Annotated in this window: 8 protein-coding genes; 1 reads left to right on the top strand and 7 read right to left on the bottom strand. The window is 35.6% G+C overall.

Annotated features, from left to right (window positions below; genetic code table 11):
- Positions 1 to 499 precede the first annotated feature (499 nt).
- Positions 500 to 1,729: a PQQ-dependent sugar dehydrogenase gene (locus tag B0A66_RS12455; protein WP_089050169.1), complete on the top strand. Its 1,230-nt coding sequence runs from the start codon at positions 500 to 502 to the stop codon at positions 1,727 to 1,729.
- A 363-nt stretch (positions 1,730 to 2,092) separates the two neighbouring features.
- Here B0A66_RS12455 and B0A66_RS12450 read toward each other — a convergent pair whose 3' ends face one another.
- The 7 genes from B0A66_RS12450 to B0A66_RS12420 all read right to left on the bottom strand — a co-directional run bounded on the left by B0A66_RS12450 (position 2,093) and on the right by B0A66_RS12420 (position 15,085).
- On the bottom strand, positions 2,093 to 2,341 hold the full coding sequence (locus B0A66_RS12450) for a hypothetical protein (RefSeq protein ID WP_089050168.1): 249 nt from the start codon (positions 2,339 to 2,341) through the stop codon (positions 2,093 to 2,095).
- Between the two features lie 402 nt (positions 2,342 to 2,743).
- Positions 2,744 to 3,133 (bottom strand): RidA family protein, encoded by a 390-nt coding sequence (locus B0A66_RS12445; RefSeq protein WP_089050286.1) that lies wholly within the window; start codon positions 3,131 to 3,133, stop codon positions 2,744 to 2,746.
- A 188-nt stretch (positions 3,134 to 3,321) separates the two neighbouring features.
- A complete protein-coding gene (locus B0A66_RS12440) occupies positions 3,322 to 3,885 on the bottom strand; it encodes a Crp/Fnr family transcriptional regulator (protein ID WP_089050167.1) in 564 nt (187 codons plus the stop codon).
- A 216-nt stretch (positions 3,886 to 4,101) separates the two neighbouring features.
- Positions 4,102 to 5,670 (bottom strand): glycoside hydrolase family 43 protein, encoded by a 1,569-nt coding sequence (locus tag B0A66_RS12435; RefSeq protein WP_089050166.1) that lies wholly within the window; start codon positions 5,668 to 5,670, stop codon positions 4,102 to 4,104.
- Positions 5,671 to 5,803: 133 nt separating this feature from the next.
- Positions 5,804 to 9,757: a hybrid sensor histidine kinase/response regulator transcription factor gene (locus tag B0A66_RS12430; protein ID WP_244283458.1), complete on the bottom strand. Its 3,954-nt coding sequence runs from the start codon at positions 9,755 to 9,757 to the stop codon at positions 5,804 to 5,806.
- A gap of 65 nt (positions 9,758 to 9,822) precedes the next feature.
- Positions 9,823 to 12,030: a beta-glucosidase gene (locus B0A66_RS12425; protein WP_089050164.1), complete on the bottom strand. Its 2,208-nt coding sequence runs from the start codon at positions 12,028 to 12,030 to the stop codon at positions 9,823 to 9,825.
- 196 nt (positions 12,031 to 12,226) lie between these two features.
- Entirely contained in the window at positions 12,227 to 15,085 is a 2,859-nt protein-coding gene (locus B0A66_RS12420; RefSeq protein ID WP_089050163.1) for a TIM-barrel domain-containing protein, read from the bottom strand.
- Positions 15,086 to 15,348: the final 263 nt, after the last annotated feature.

The raw sequence follows: 15,348 nt of genomic DNA, 5'->3' as shown, positions 1-15,348 counted from the left end.
TTCTTTTTTCATTCGATTGAATCCGGTTAGTAATGATTCGTCTTAAAAAACAAGGGATACTAACGCAATGTTGTTGCAAATATAGAAATCTTATTTTCAAATGCAACAGTGTGGCGGTAATTTTTTTCTTTTTAGATTATTGGATCTTTAGATTTTTAGATTGTTAGACTTTTAGATTGTTAGACTTTATAGATTGTTAGACTTTTAGATTGTTAGATCTTTAGATAATAGATTGAACAGATGATGGATGATTAATTTTAGATGAATAAAATAGAATCAAAATTAAAAACTCATAATTCACAATTCATAATTTACAATTCACAATTCACAATTAAAGAAAAGGTAATTGTATAAAATTTCGGATAAATTATGTAAACCGAAATAATTTTTAATGTAGAAATTTGTTCGGCTTACTTATATGTTGAATGCTAAAAATGTATTGAACAAGTATAATAAGTAAGATTTTTAAACGTTTTTAATCTTTAAAGACCCAATAATTATGAAAAAAACAACCTACATTACACTTTTCTCAACGGCTATATTTACACTTTTCAGCTGTTCGAATGACAAAGACACACCAACTGATCCTGGAACTGTTACAGATCCTGTAGAGTCTGGTACACCTAATACGAAATATACACCAGCCTTTTCGGGGCAAACCCGAATCAATGGTGTTACGACCAATACAGAATTTCAGTCGACTGTTATTACATCAGCTTTAGTAAGCCCTTGGGGAGTTAAAACTTTACCGGACGGAAGATTGCTGGTAACTGAAAAAGGGGGAACATTTAGAATTGTAAAAGTAACAGGTGAAGTTAGTGCTCCAATTACTGGAGCTCCAGCTGTAAATTCTGCAAATCAGGGCGGATTGTTAGGATTAACGCTTGATCCTGATTTCGCTACTAACAAAATGATTTACTGGGTATTTTCTGAAGCAGTAGCGGGAGGAAATATTTCTTCGGTAGCCAAAGGGAAATTAGCTGCAGATGAAAAAACAATTGAAGGAGCAACCGTTATTTACCGTACTACTCCGGCTAATGCCAGTGCGCTTCATTATGGAGGAAGAATTTTGTTTGACAGAAGCGGAAATCTTGTTGTAAGTACAGGAGAACGTTCTGTTTTAGAAACAAGACCTTTAGCACAATCGTATACATCAAGTCTTGGAAAAGTGATTAGAATTACCAAAGAAGGACAACCAGCAGGAGATAACCCAAGATTTACACAAGCAGGAGCTTTACCGGAATTGTTTACTGTTGGACACAGAAATCCACAAGGATTGGCACTTCATCCGGGAACAGGTGATATTTGGTTAAGCGAACACGGACCACGTGGAGGTGATGAAATCAATCATTTAAAAGCAGGTTCAAATTACGGATGGCCAACAATTACTTATGGAATCGAATATAGTGGAGAAGTGATTGGAGATGCTATTCAACAAAAAGAAGGATTAGAGCAACCGGTGTATTACTGGGATCCTGTTGTATCACCAAGTGGTATGACTTTTTACACAGGTAATCGTGTTCCGGAATGGGAAAACAACCTTTTCATAGGATCATTGAGCGCTTCGCATATTATTCGCCTTGCTATATCTAACAATAAAGTTATTGGTGAAGAAAGACTTCTTGCTTCAGAAAACCAAAGATTTAGAGATATCACTCAAGGATCAGATGGCGCTTTGTACGCTGTAACAGACCAGGGAAGATTGTATAAAATTGATAAGAAAAACTAGATCTGCGTTTAATCGTTTATTTGTTGAAATCGTTTAATCGTTTTAATCGCTAAACTGTTTATTTGTTTAATCGTGGATTTGTTAATTTGATTTACTGTTAAATCACTATAATCGTAGATGCGTTTAATCGTGGATGTGTTAATTTAATAATTGTTGGTTTTCTTTTATTTGATAATTTTATAAATAAAGTACAATTAAAGAAGTACACGTTTAAACAGTTAAACAAATCTACGGTTCAACAAATAAACGATTACGCAGTTAAACGATTCAACAAATAAACGGCTCAACGATTCAACAGTTAAGCGATTTAACGGTTAAACAAATAAACGATTTAACAATTAAACGATTTAACAATTAAACGGTTTACCGGTTCAACATTAAAGTAATAATATTTTGTACAGTAGTAATAAAAGAGTCGGTATTTATGATATCTTCTTCAATAGAAGTATGATATTCTACTAATTTGTATTGATCGACCATATCTTTTTTAAGATATTTTATCATCGATTCAATACTGCGTGTGTCATTGTCATTCTGTCTTTTTAATTCGCGCTGTTTGCTTTCAAGATAGACCAAAGTCATTTGTAATCTTTGAATGTTTAATTTCTCCACGTATTGCTTTTTTAAAATTTAAAATAAACGATACTCATGAATAAGATGTAATTCAGTGTTTTCTCCAAAAAACGCAATAAATGAATTAGACTTATTAGTTAGTGAATCAACCTCATCCAAAAGTATCGTCTAATGGCAGATACGGTAAAATAGATTTTTTGGTTTGCTAAAAATGGAAAAAAAAGTACTAATAATACTTGTAATTCTTTTATTGAAAAGTATAAGTGTTTGATATTGTTGGTTTTATGTTGTTTTTTTTTAATGTGAAATAAATACTACTTTTTTTTATTCGAAAACGTATTCGTGAAGAAGAAAATTTTTCATGAAAGAATATAAACTATCAAAAAGCGGCGTCTTCTTTATAAAAGAAAACACCGCTTTTTTGTTTTTAAGTTTAAAGGATTACTTCACTACAGTAGCTTCCATTTCAACTTTTAATGTTTCAAAAAGACTTTTTACTTCTAATAAAGTTGTAGCTTGTTTAACCCCGTTTTTGGCTACCCAATCCTGAATGATACCAAAGTGAGGCCAAAGTTCTTCTGTAGAAGTAGTATAAATATTCAATCGAACGATTCCTTTGTTTTCATAACCGGCTTCTTTTATAACCAGTTCCAGATTTTGTAATGTCTGAATAATTTGAGATTTCATGTCTTCATTACTCGAGATTCCGTCAGCGCTAATAGCTGTTTGTCCTGAAATGTATAATGTTCCTTCCGGATTTTTTACTTCTACCGCTTGTACATAACTGCGCTGATCCTGCCATTGCCAAGGATTGATAACTCTTTTTTCCATTTGTTTAGCTTTTTTGTTTTGTGCCATTATTGGCATTGTTGTTACTATTAGTAATGCTAAAAGTTTTGCTGTTTTTTTCACATTTACAGATTAAAATTTAATATTGCAAAGTTGTCGATAACAGCTGGAAAAGAGTCTTGACATTTTTCACAAATTTCGTGTGATGTATGTCACATCTAAGAGTTAGATCAAGAAGAAAGTCGGCTTAAGGTCTCGCGGGAAACACCCAGATAAGAAGCAATTAAACTTTTTGGAACACGTTGCATCAGCATCGGATATTGTTTTAGCAATTGCTCGTAACGTTCTTTGGAATTAGACGTAAGCCATGACAAAATACGGCGTTGCGATCCCAGAAAACCAAACGTAGCTTTTTCGAGAAAAAAGCGTTCCATTTTTTGTAAACCGTCACAGAGTTTTTTATAATCTTCAAGAGAACAGCAAAGTACTTCTGTATCTTCAAGACATTCTAAAGACATAGTCGCTTTGGTTTTGGTATAAAAAGCATAAAAATCACTTTCCCACCAATCTTCCATTGCAAAGGAAACGATGTGCTGTTTAGCCGAAGCATCAGTATAAACCAGTTTTAAAAGTCCGGAAATTACAAAATAAGAATACTGAACAGCATCACCCTCCTGAATAATAAACTGGTGTTTTTTAAATTTTCTGGAAGTAAAATGAGAACTGATAAAATCAAATTCTTCATCTGTTACTGGTATTATTTTCTCTATGTGTTCTCTAAGGTTTGCCTGCATAATGACGCCAAAGTTATTCAAAATTTTTTGCATCGAGATTATCTAAAAAGCAATATTTATTGTTTAAGATGCTCTTACAATCCTTAAAAGTTTAAATTTTCATCTGTTCGATATTTTTTTTCAAATAATTGCAGCCGGCGAAGGGTTAGGAGTAAAAAAAACAAAAAATACCTCAGAATTAATCCTGAGGTATTTTGTTAAGAGTGCAATAAATCCTTATTTACCACTATACTCGAAAGTATCAAAATCGGCATAGGCTTTAGATGCTTTTTTTGAAGAGGAAAAAAGGCCGAGGTAAATTCCGGTGAAACCGCCAATGGTTTCAGAACTGATATTGCGGACTTCTATTTTGCCAAGTGGAGTAAAGTTTTTTCCGTCTGTTGCATAGGCGAAAGAGTAAAAATCGTTCGTACCTGTTACCTGCAAATACACTTTGCCTTTAGGTATTACAATTTCAGTTTCGATATGAGATAAGGAACCCATTTTGTATCGTAAAACCAATGTTTGTTTGTTATCAGCTGTTTGCTTTAGAAAAAGATCGTAATGTGCTTCGTTGGTCATGTAAACCGTTAAACCGGAAAGATCGCCTTCTTTCGCATCATTTAAAGTTAGCGATGTTGTAGCAGTAAAATTAATATGTTCCTGACGACGTCCCACAAAGGTAGGCGATCCTGGAAAATCGTCTAATTGAATAGTAGAACCTTTTAAACGCAGTACACCTTTTTTATCTGTAAGTGAATAGTTTTTTAGATCGGGATTACGCAGGTAATTCCATTCCAAGCCTAATGTTGTTGCTTTAAAATCAGACGTTGGATTTGTTTTTTTGAAAGGCTGTAATGGCAGGGTAGGAACGTCCATTTTTAAATCGATTGTTCCATTGCCATTAATAACTGGCCAAGCATTTTTGTCCCATCGTACGGGAGCCAGAAAAGTTTCACGTCCCAACATGTGGTGTAATCCGGATTGCGGACGAAAAGCAAGACAAACCGCCCACCAGGAACCGTCATGCGCTTCTACAAAATCAGCATGCCCCGTTCCTTGTATCGGACTCATTTGTGTGCCTACATTAGCGTGCGTTAAAATGGGATTCGCAGGATTAGAATCGTACGGACCATCAATATTTCTACTTCTGGCAATCGTTACTTTGTGTCCGTATTCTGTACCGCCTTCAGAGATTAGTAAATAATACCAGCCGTCTTTTTTGTATAGGTGTGGAGCTTCGGGATATCGTCCTCCGGTTCCTGTCCAGATTGCTTTGCTGGACGTAAGCTGTTTTCCCGTAATTGGATTGATTTCACTTAAATAAATGGTATTGTCGGGATTGGTCGTTAAAAAGCATTTATCACTTTCAAAATAGAGTGAAGGATCGATTCCTTTTTGTTCTAACCAAACAGGATCAGACCATTCGCCTTTGGGATCTTTGGTATGCACAATGAAATTCCCTTTATCGGTAACATTGGTTGTAATCATATAAAAAGTTCCTTCGTGATAACGAATCGTTGGCGCATAAATACCGCCAGATGCACGACTTTTGTCTAAAGGCAATTGCGAGGGGCGTGTTAGAACGTGTCCTAATTGTTGCCAGTTTACAAGGTCTTTGCTGTGAAATAAAGGTACACCTGGAGAAAATTCAAAACTGCTGGTTACCAGATAATAATCGTCACCAACACGACAAACGCTTGGATCAGGATGAAATCCCGGAATAATAGGATTGGTATATCCCTGACCGTAAATGGTGAAAGAGGAAATAAAAAGAAATAGTAAAAGAAGTGTTCCTTTTTTCATGATTTTTTTCTGTAATTGGTTTGTATTTAGTAAAGCGATTAGCGATTACGAAGATACTTGCATAACATCAATTTAATGGGTTATGATGAATTACATTACTGCCTCTGACGTTGCAAAAGGATGGTTTGGTGCTTTATTTTAGGCTTCTGAGATAGTCAGAAGGGGAAATACCAAATTCAGTCTTAAAGTTAACGCTAAATCTTTTGGGAGAATTAAAACCAACAGCATAGGCGATTTCTGCAATTTGAAGCTGACTTTTTTCTAAAAGTTGTCTGGCTCTTTTAAGACGAACGGTACGAATAAATTCAGCAGGACCTTTTCCGGTAATATGCATTAGCTTTTTGTACAAATGTGTTCTGCTTAGCCCAATAATAGCACTTAGTTCTTCAACAGTAAAATCAGGATTGCTAATATTGTCTTCAACAGCTTTGATGGCTTTTTCTATTAATTGTTCGTCGAGAGACGTGATGGTTATTTCGTTTGGAGCTATATCCATTTTTTGGCTAAATGCCTGATGCGATTTTTTTGTCCATTCTAAAAATTTGTCGATACGAAGTTTTAGAACATTAAAATTGAAAGGTTTATTGAGGTAATCATCAGCACCAATGGTAAGACCTTCAATTTTGTATTCTTCAGCAGTTCTTGCAGTCAATAGTAAAACCGGAATGTGCGACCATTCAATCGAAGTTTTAATTTGTCGGCATAATTCGGTACCATTCATTACGGGCATCATAACATCGCTTACGACGATATCAACGTCATTTTGTTGTAGTTTTTCGATAGCTTCAACACCATTGTTGGCAATTAAAACGGTGTAATCTTCAGACAGGCTGTCTGCCATAAACTCGCAAAAATCAGTATTATCGTCTACAAATAGTACTAAAGGTTTTTCGTTTGTTTTTGCTTCAGCAGGAAATTCAAACGGTACGATTTCTTTTTGATTTTCTTCGATTTCAAGTATTGGAAGTGTAAAGGTAAATATACTTCCCTTTGGAAAATTATCTTTGATAGTAATGTTTCCTCCATGCATGGCAATGTATTCGCTCACAATATGAAGACCAATTCCGCTTCCTGTTTTTTCTTCGTCTTGAGACGCCTGATAAAAGCGTTCAAAAACCTTTTTCTTGTCTTTTTTAGAAATGCCCTGACCGTTGTCTGCAATGCTTACGGCTACATTTTCATCTTCACGCGAAATATGCAAGGCAATGCTTCCGCCATCTGGTGTGTATTTGAAAGCGTTGGATAACAGGTTAAAAAGTATTTTTTGAACTTTTACGGTATCAAATGGCATCATTAGGCTTTCCACATCGCTGGTATGCGAAAACTGCATATTGCGATCTGTAGCGTAAGTTTGAAAAAGCGTGCATCGTTCTTCAATAAAAGTAACAAAATCGCCCAACGTCAGGTTTAAATTCTCGGTACCAACATCGAGTTTACGAAAGTCCAGTAATGAATTAATCAATGCCATTAATTGTTCAACATTTTTGTAAACAATGTTGAGTTTTCCGCGTAATCCTTCTTCTAAATCTTTGCTTAAAATAGTTTGCAACGGAATGGTAATTAGCGTAAGCGGTGTTCTTAAATCATGACTTATGTTGGTAAAAAACCTAAGTTTCATTTCGTTAAGATTGATTTGCTGTAAATGCTCTAATTGAATGCGCTGTTGTTCAAGTTCCTGCTGGTGCTTCTTTTTGGTACGATCGTAAAGATAAATTCCAAGTGCTGTCAAAGCGATACAATAAAATAAAATTGCCCAAACCGATAAATAAAAAGGTGGTGTAACGCGAATCTCTAAAACGGTTGCCTGTTCGTTCCAGATTCCGTCGCTATTGGAAGCTTTTATGTAAAGCGTATAATTGCCGGGTGCGAGAGATGAAAATTCGATTTTGTTTTTTTCTGTTGGAAACCATTGATTATTAAAACCTTCCAGTTTATACAAATAACGTACTTTGTCCGCATTAAGTAAGTCTCCGGTTGTGAACTGAATACCAATAAGTTTATCGTCATGGCTAAAGGTAACTTCGGAGGTTTGCTCCATCGATCGTTTTAGTAAACGATGTCCATTGTATAGTGAATCAACCTGTACGGTGGTGTTGCCGAGGCTTAATCCTGTAAAAATGACTTTGGCTAGAGGTTTGCTTTTCTCTGCCATTTTATTGGGATTCACAAGTGTGTATCCTTCCGTTCCACCCAAAACGATGTCACCATTTTTTAATTTATAAATGGCGTGAGTGTTGAAATAATTATCGTGAAGACCGTCTTTAGTCGAAAAATTTCTGCTGCTGATTTTCATCAGACCTTTTGAATTCGGTTCTACAGAAAGTACCGAAAGTCCGTTGCTGGTAGTAATCCAGATGTGTTTGTGATCGTCTTCTATAATTCCTTTTATAATGTTATCAGACAGACCATTCGTTTTATCGAAATAGTAAATAGTATCCTTTTTGGTATCCCAGATCGTCAATCCTTTTGCATGCCCGAGCCAAATATTATCGCGTGAATCTTTATAAACGCAAGAAGTAAAATGCTGTCTGAATTTTTGGGTTTTGTTGGCATTGCCTGTCGTACTAACTTGTTTTCCGGTTGTAATATCGAGCGTACAAAGTCCGTTATCAGTGGCGATGTATAATTTATCGCCATTGTCGTATAACATATCGAGTGCAAAATCCAATCCTTTTACGGTACTGGTAATCGACTCAAAAGTATCTTTTCCGTTACGCAGGCACTGAATACCACGTCCGAGTGTACCCACCCATAAATTGCCGTATCGATCTTCTTTTAAATTCCAGATATCATTAGAATTGAGCGTACTGTTTTGTTTGGTATAATGTTTAAAGCTTCCGTTTTCGTAACAAAACAATCCGTTTAAATAAGTACCAATCCAGATTCTTCCTTTTTTATCTTCTACTAACGAAACGATAACATTGCTCGAAAGTGGGACTTTTTTAATTTTATTTCCCGAAGTTTTTTCTTTGATGTACAATCCATTTCCATCGGTTCCCAACCAAATGTTACCTTTTTTGTCTTCCAGAATAACACTTACATCTTTGCAATCCTGCAATTCGATATTCACAAGATTTCCAAAATTGTCGTTGTAGTAAGAAACCCCTTTTTTATTATGTCCCATCCAGATTGTTCCGGTATCATCGCGATACAAGGCACCAATATTGTTAGAAGCGATAGCAGTGTTGTTGTTCTGATTGTAGGTAATATTATTCATGCCTTTAGTAGCAAGAGTATACACAAAAACACCTTTGTGATCTGTGCCTAACCAAATGTGACCATTTCCATCATCTGTAATCGCCAGAATAAGATCGTCCTGTGTATCAATAGAGGAATTTAGCGTAATTTTTTTCCATGCTGTATGGGCATGCTTTTGATAGTAAACACCTGAGGTTGTCGAATAAATCCATAATCCATTTTGATTGTCGACATAAATTTTATTTTCGAGATTGTACACTCGGTCATTAATAAAATCAGGAAGCTTTTGTAATTCTTCTTTTCCTGCACGCTTATTGCGTTTTGAAATGAAGCCCGAATTTAAAATTCGATACAAATGCATACCATCATCACTCAAATTGGTGTTGATCGATAAATTTCTTTTTTCTTTAGTAACAAATGATTTTACAACCTTTTTCTGAATATCATAAACAAAGATTTTATCATTTTGTAAAACCCACAAATCTTTGTTTTTATCTACGTAAACTTTATAATTCTGATCAACGATTGTAATACCAAATTCTTTTAATAAATTTGAAATATTACTAATGAAACTGTCTTTTTTGCGCTGATAGACGATATAACTGAATTCTGTTTGAATCCATAAATTGCCCATACCATCTTCTTGTAATCCTCTAATGTCATCGTTTATAATCGATGAAGGTTTATCTGATTTGGTAGCGTAGACCTTAAAGCCGTAACCATCATATCGGTTTAATCCTGATTCTGTACCAATCCATAAAAAACCGTAACTGTCTTTTAGAATACTTTTTACGGTACTGTTAGACAATCCGTTGTTGGTTTTGAGATGATGAAATGTATACGATTGTCCCAAAGCTTCAAACGAAGCGATGAGAAAAAAGGAAAGCACAAAAAGAAATCGGTTACAAGGTTTCATTGCTGATAAAAACGGCTTTAAGAATACAATATTAGTTGTTATTTCAGAATAAAACTAGCTGTTGCACGAATGTCTGTAGCAGAAGCACCGATTAAAACATCAAATTTTCCGGGTTCAGCGATCCATTCTTTTTTTGCATCGTCATAATAAGAAAGCGCAGTTTTGTCGATTGTAAAATGTACTGTTTTTTCTTCACCTGCATTTAAATGTATTTTCTCAAAGCCTTTCAATTCTTTTATTGGTCTTGGCAAAGCAGATTTTTCGTCTCTGATGTACAGCTGAACAATTTCTTTTCCTGCATTTTTTCCTGTATTCTTAACGCTTAAACTAACTTGAAGTGTTTCAGTATTTGTAATTGTTTTTGCAGAAACAGTAGCTTTTCCGTATTTAAAATTGGTATAGCTCAAACCATGTCCGAAAGGAAAAAGTACTGGAATATTTTTAGTATCATACCAACGATATCCAACTAAAATATCTTCTTTGTATTCGACATTAGCATCTCCAGGGAAAACGGTTTTATCAAAAGCATGAGCGCCACAATCTTCTAATTTTATAGGGAAGGAGAAAGGCAATTTTCCACTCGGATTTACTTTTCCGCTCATCACATTTGCCAATGCATTTCCAGCTTCTGATCCCAGAAACCAAGCCTGAACGATGGTAGGTACTTTTTTGACCCACGGCATTGCTACGGCGTTTCCGCTCACGAGCACCAATACTAAATTGGGATTTACAGCAACCAATTCGTTAATTAACTCATTTTGACCAAACGGAAGTTCATACGATGCACGATCACCGCCTTCGCTGTCTTGTTGAAAGTTTTTGTTTAAACCTCCAACAAAAATCACGATATCGGCTGTTTTTGCCTGACGTATTGCTTCTTTACGTAAAGAATCTAACTTAGTTTGTGGAATTTCATCAATTCGGTCGTAAAAAGGGCGACCGCTTTCATATCCTTTTGTATAAACAATTTTGTCACCATACATAAGTTGTAAACCTGCAAGTGGTGTGCTGTTTTGTTTCACTTTAAGGGTAGAAGAACCACCGCCATCCATCAGGTTTTTGGTAGCATTTTCTCCTACAACCAAGATCTTTTTATATTGTGCTGCGTCTAATGGTAATAAGGCTTTCTTTTTTGGAGTTGCGTCATTTTTCAATAAAACGATTCCGTCTTCAGCAATCGTTCTGGCTACGTTGTGGTGTTCTTCATTAGCAAAACTTCCCCAAGGTCGGTTGCGATTCATTGATGTGCGGAAAATTAGTTTTAAAATTCGGCTTGCTTTATCATCAACAGTGCTCATGGGAACGGTACCATCTTTCAGCATTTTTAAGTAGGGATCTGCCAAAAAGTAATCATTATAGGTAAATTTTGACTCCGTTGTTAAACCATTGGTATAAGAACCCATTTCAATATCTAATCCGTTTAAAGCAGCTTCTTTGGTATTATGAACGCCACCCCAATCTGAAACGACAACACCATCAAAAGCCCAGTCTTTTTTTAATATTTTATTCAATAGTAAATCACTGTGGCAAGCATGTTCGCCACGAACTTTATTGTAGGCACCCATAATACTCCAGGAACCGCCTTGCTGTACAGCAGCTTTAAAAGCGGGAAGATAAATTTCGTGTAACGCACGATCGCTCAGCGTAACATTTACCTGCAAACGATTTGTTTCCTGATTGTTGACTGCAAAATGTTTTACACAAGCAGCCACACCATTTTTTTGAACCTCGATAATATAAGGCACTACCATTTGAGAAGCCAAAAAGGGATCTTCGCCGAGATATTCAAAATTACGTCCGTTTAGAGGCGTACGATAAATATTTACACCTGGAGCTAATAGGACATCTTTATTACGAAAACGTGCTTCTTCGCCAATCGCACGACCGTAAGAAGCAGAAAGTTCTTTATTCCACGAAGCAGCAAGACAGGTTAGGGCAGGGAAAGCAGTACAGGAATCGTTTGTCCAGCCTGCGCCATCCCAGGCATTCCACAATTGTTCTTCGTGAACACCATGCGGTCCGTCGCTCATCCATAATTCACGAATTCCCAAACGCGGTACTCCCGGAATACTAAATTTACTCTGTGCATGACAAAGAGCTACTTTTTCTTCTAACGTCATTCGCGAAAGCGCATCTTTAACACGTTCATCCAGAGTTAGTTTTTCGTTCAGATAAGGCAATGTCTGAGCATAACCATTAGCGGCATAAAGCAACGCTACGGTTAGTATAAGGAATATTTTTTTCATTCTTTGCTGTTTGTTGTTTTTGGTTTGTTGTTTTTAGTTAGTTAGTTAGTTAGTTTTTAGTTTGTAACCCATATGCTAGAAATTCATAATTCAAAACTCAAAATTCACAATTAAAAAAGGAGCTTACAAAACATCAAATGTTTATATAAACTCCTTTTTATTTCTAACTTAACCTAACTGTAAACTTCTAAACTATTTATTTTAATGAGATTATTTGTTGTTTTCCGTCGTAGTTAATTTCTTTACCTTTTGCATCATAATTAAATGCCTGAGGTTTGTCTTTGCTAACTGCAACGATAATGAATTTACGATTTTTAAGCATTCCGTTGAATTTACCTTTTTGAGCACCGATTGCTAATTTTCCAGAGGCTTCATTATAAGTAAAATCAATTTTCCCGAATTGTCCTTTTTCGTAGTTGTAATTCTCGTTTTCATCTTCGTATAAAGAGAATTTTCCATCTTGTCCCATATAAACATACAATACAATTTTGTCTGCTTTTTTCTCCGTTGTATACTGCATTTCAGGGCCAACAGGAATTATAGAACCTTCACGGATGTGCAACGGAATACGTTCGTAAGGAGCATCAACAGTTACTTGTTGTCCGCCTTTAATGTATTTTCCAGTGTAGAAATCAAACCAGTTTGTTCCTTCCGGGAAGTAAACGCTACGGTTACGAGCTCCATATTTGTAAACCGGTGAAACCATAAATGCAGGTCCAAACATAAACTGATCGCTTGTGTTTTGTACTTTTTTGTCTTTTGGAAAATCCATAAACAAAGGTCTCATAATGGTGTAATCATCAAAATACGTCATTCCAGCCATCGTGTAGATGTACGGCATTAAGCGGTAACGCAAATTGGTATAGTACAAAATCGATTTGTAAGCCGGGTGCGATTCTGGTGCAATATTCCACGGTTCACGGAAAGGAAATTGTCCGTGTGCTCTGTACAATGGCGCAAAAGCACCAAACTGGAACCAACGTGCATTTAACTCTCTCCATTCTTTATAATCGGCATTTTCTTTGCCGCCTTTGTCGTATTGCTGTTGTCCTGCTACATAACGATCTTCTACACAGAATCCTCCAATATCCATTGTCCAATACGGAATACCACTTACTGCAAAATTTAATCCTGCAGAAATTTGTGCTTTCATATCTTCCCAACGTGTTGCGATATCACCACTCCATGTTGCTGTAGAATAACGCTGTAAACCTGCGAAACCAGAGCGTGTTAATAAGAACACCCTTTTGTTTGGTTCTACACTACGCTGACCATCATAGATCGCTTCAGCGTTCATTAAAGCATACGTATTAAAAAATTCTGTTGAAGAACCTAAAGCTGTTGGGCCACATAATGCTTTACGATATTCCATATCTGTACAATCCAACACGTTTGGTTCGCTGGCATCCATCCACCATGCATCGATTTTTAACGGATATAAATTATCATAGATTTGTTTCCAGAATAATTTACGGGCACCTCCAGAATACGCATCATAAAATGAACCTACATAACCAGGTCCAACCCAGTCACGAACGCTGTCTTTTACCGCTTGTTGGTACATCCAGCCTTTTTTATCAAATTCTTTGAAATTATCTGTGGTTCTGTAGAATTTTGGCCAAACCGAGATCATCATTTTTCCATTCATAGCATGAATAGAATCAACCATTCCTTGCGGATTTGGAAAACGATTTTTATCGAATTTATGACTTCCCCAAGAATCTTCTTCCCAGTAATTCCAGTCTAAAACAATGTTGTCAATTGGAATTTTACGTTTTCTAAATTCTTTTAAACTTCCCAGAATTTCATCTTGCGTTTTGTAGCGCTCACGACTTTGCCAGTATCCCATTGCCCATTTTGGCATAATTTGAGATTTTCCTGTCAAGGTTCTGTATCCTTTAATTATTTGATCTGTAGTCGTTCCGTAAACGAAATAATAATCTAATTTTTTATTCATTTCACTCCACCAAACCTGATTGTCTTTTTCTTCAGCTGGTTGAGGAGTCAATACACGTAAACCACAATATGATTTTCCACCATCAGGTTTCCATTCAATACGTAACGGAACACGTTTTCCTGCTTCTAATGGTAAAGAGAATTTGTAACTATTAGGATTCCAAGCTGTTCTCCATCTTTCAGGAACCACTAGTTCGTTGTTCAAATATACTTTTACATAACCGGCATAATACAAAGTAAATTTATAAGTACCATTTTCCGGTGCTTCGATTTCTCCTTCATAGGTAACGTCAGCTTTTTTTAATGGAAAATTTTCAGGTAATTTTTTAATGCTTTTGATGTCTTCAAAGAAAATAGATTCTTCTGCGCGCTCAATATTAGCGACATCTTTTTCATTCGAAACATAGTTTCCGGTTAAAGAACCTTGTTTTCCTTTTTTATCATATAATTTGAAAACTTTGTTTAATTGCTCGTAAGGACGACTTTCACCAAAACGACTCAAAGAGTAACTGTCCCATAAAATTCCGTAGTTTTTATTGGAAACAATAAACGGAACTGAAACTTTAGTGTTGTATTGAAACAATTCTTCGTTTTTTCCTTTATAGTTAAATTCATCTGCCTGATGTTGTCCTAAACCGTGAAAACTTTCATCAGCAGGAGAATCAAAAATCTGGCGAATAGAATATCCTTTTGTTCCTTCAACTTCAATAGGCGTAAAATCTCTTGACTTTTCTTTTAAAATTGTTTTTCCGTTTTTGTCTTTGAAGTTAACACCTCCATTAGCTTTAGAAACCAATACTTTCAATTTCGAAGTTACCACTGCGATAGAATCCGGATTATCTGTTTCTACTGTAAAAGGTACTGTTTTAATTCCCGGAACAATGATCAAAGTAGAATCTTTTGGGAACTCACTATCAGGCGTTGCAGAAATGTGAATCAACTCATTTTGTAAAACCTGAATACGCACTTTTTGAACGTCGGTTTTACTATTTTGTTTAATGTTAACAATAATTCCGTCATCGATTAATTCATATTGTTTTGAGGAACATGAAACAAGCAACGCCGCAACGAATAGGTAGGGTAGTTTTTTGAGTATCATTAAGGGTTAGGTTTTAGTAAATATTCAGTTAACAAATTTCGATATAAATTCAATATTTAGGGTACGCCAATGTTTTTAAGAAGGTATCATTATGAATTATTCCCCTTGTGTTTGCTCGTTTTACGAAGGGAATTAGCATAAAAGACCAAAGTGCAATTTTTCAAATATAAGAGAAAGTATTGTATTGTGTAAAAAATATGTTTTGCAAATAAAGAGATTTTCTTGTAATGTAAAACTTATAAACGAGTATTTTTACCTGCAAG

Source organism: Flavobacterium hercynium, assembly GCF_002217285.1.
GTDB lineage: Bacteria > Bacteroidota > Bacteroidia > Flavobacteriales > Flavobacteriaceae > Flavobacterium > Flavobacterium hercynium.
The sequence above is the reverse complement of the archived record's forward strand: the minus strand, read 5'-3'. Positions and strand labels throughout refer to the sequence as shown.

Excerpts from the sequence above, each read along its gene's own strand:
- B0A66_RS12455 (WP_089050169.1), top strand. The coding sequence starts at position 500 with ATGAAAAAAACAACCTACATTACACTTTTCTCAACGGCTATATTTACA.
- B0A66_RS12445 (WP_089050286.1), bottom strand. The coding sequence starts at position 3,133 with ATGGAAAAAAGAGTTATCAATCCTTGGCAATGGCAGGATCAGCGCAGT.
- B0A66_RS12440 (WP_089050167.1), bottom strand. The coding sequence starts at position 3,885 with ATGCAGGCAAACCTTAGAGAACACATAGAGAAAATAATACCAGTAACA.
- B0A66_RS12435 (WP_089050166.1), bottom strand. The coding sequence starts at position 5,670 with ATGAAAAAAGGAACACTTCTTTTACTATTTCTTTTTATTTCCTCTTTC.
- B0A66_RS12425 (WP_089050164.1), bottom strand. The coding sequence starts at position 12,030 with ATGAAAAAAATATTCCTTATACTAACCGTAGCGTTGCTTTATGCCGCT.
- B0A66_RS12420 (WP_089050163.1), bottom strand. The coding sequence starts at position 15,085 with ATGATACTCAAAAAACTACCCTACCTATTCGTTGCGGCGTTGCTTGTT.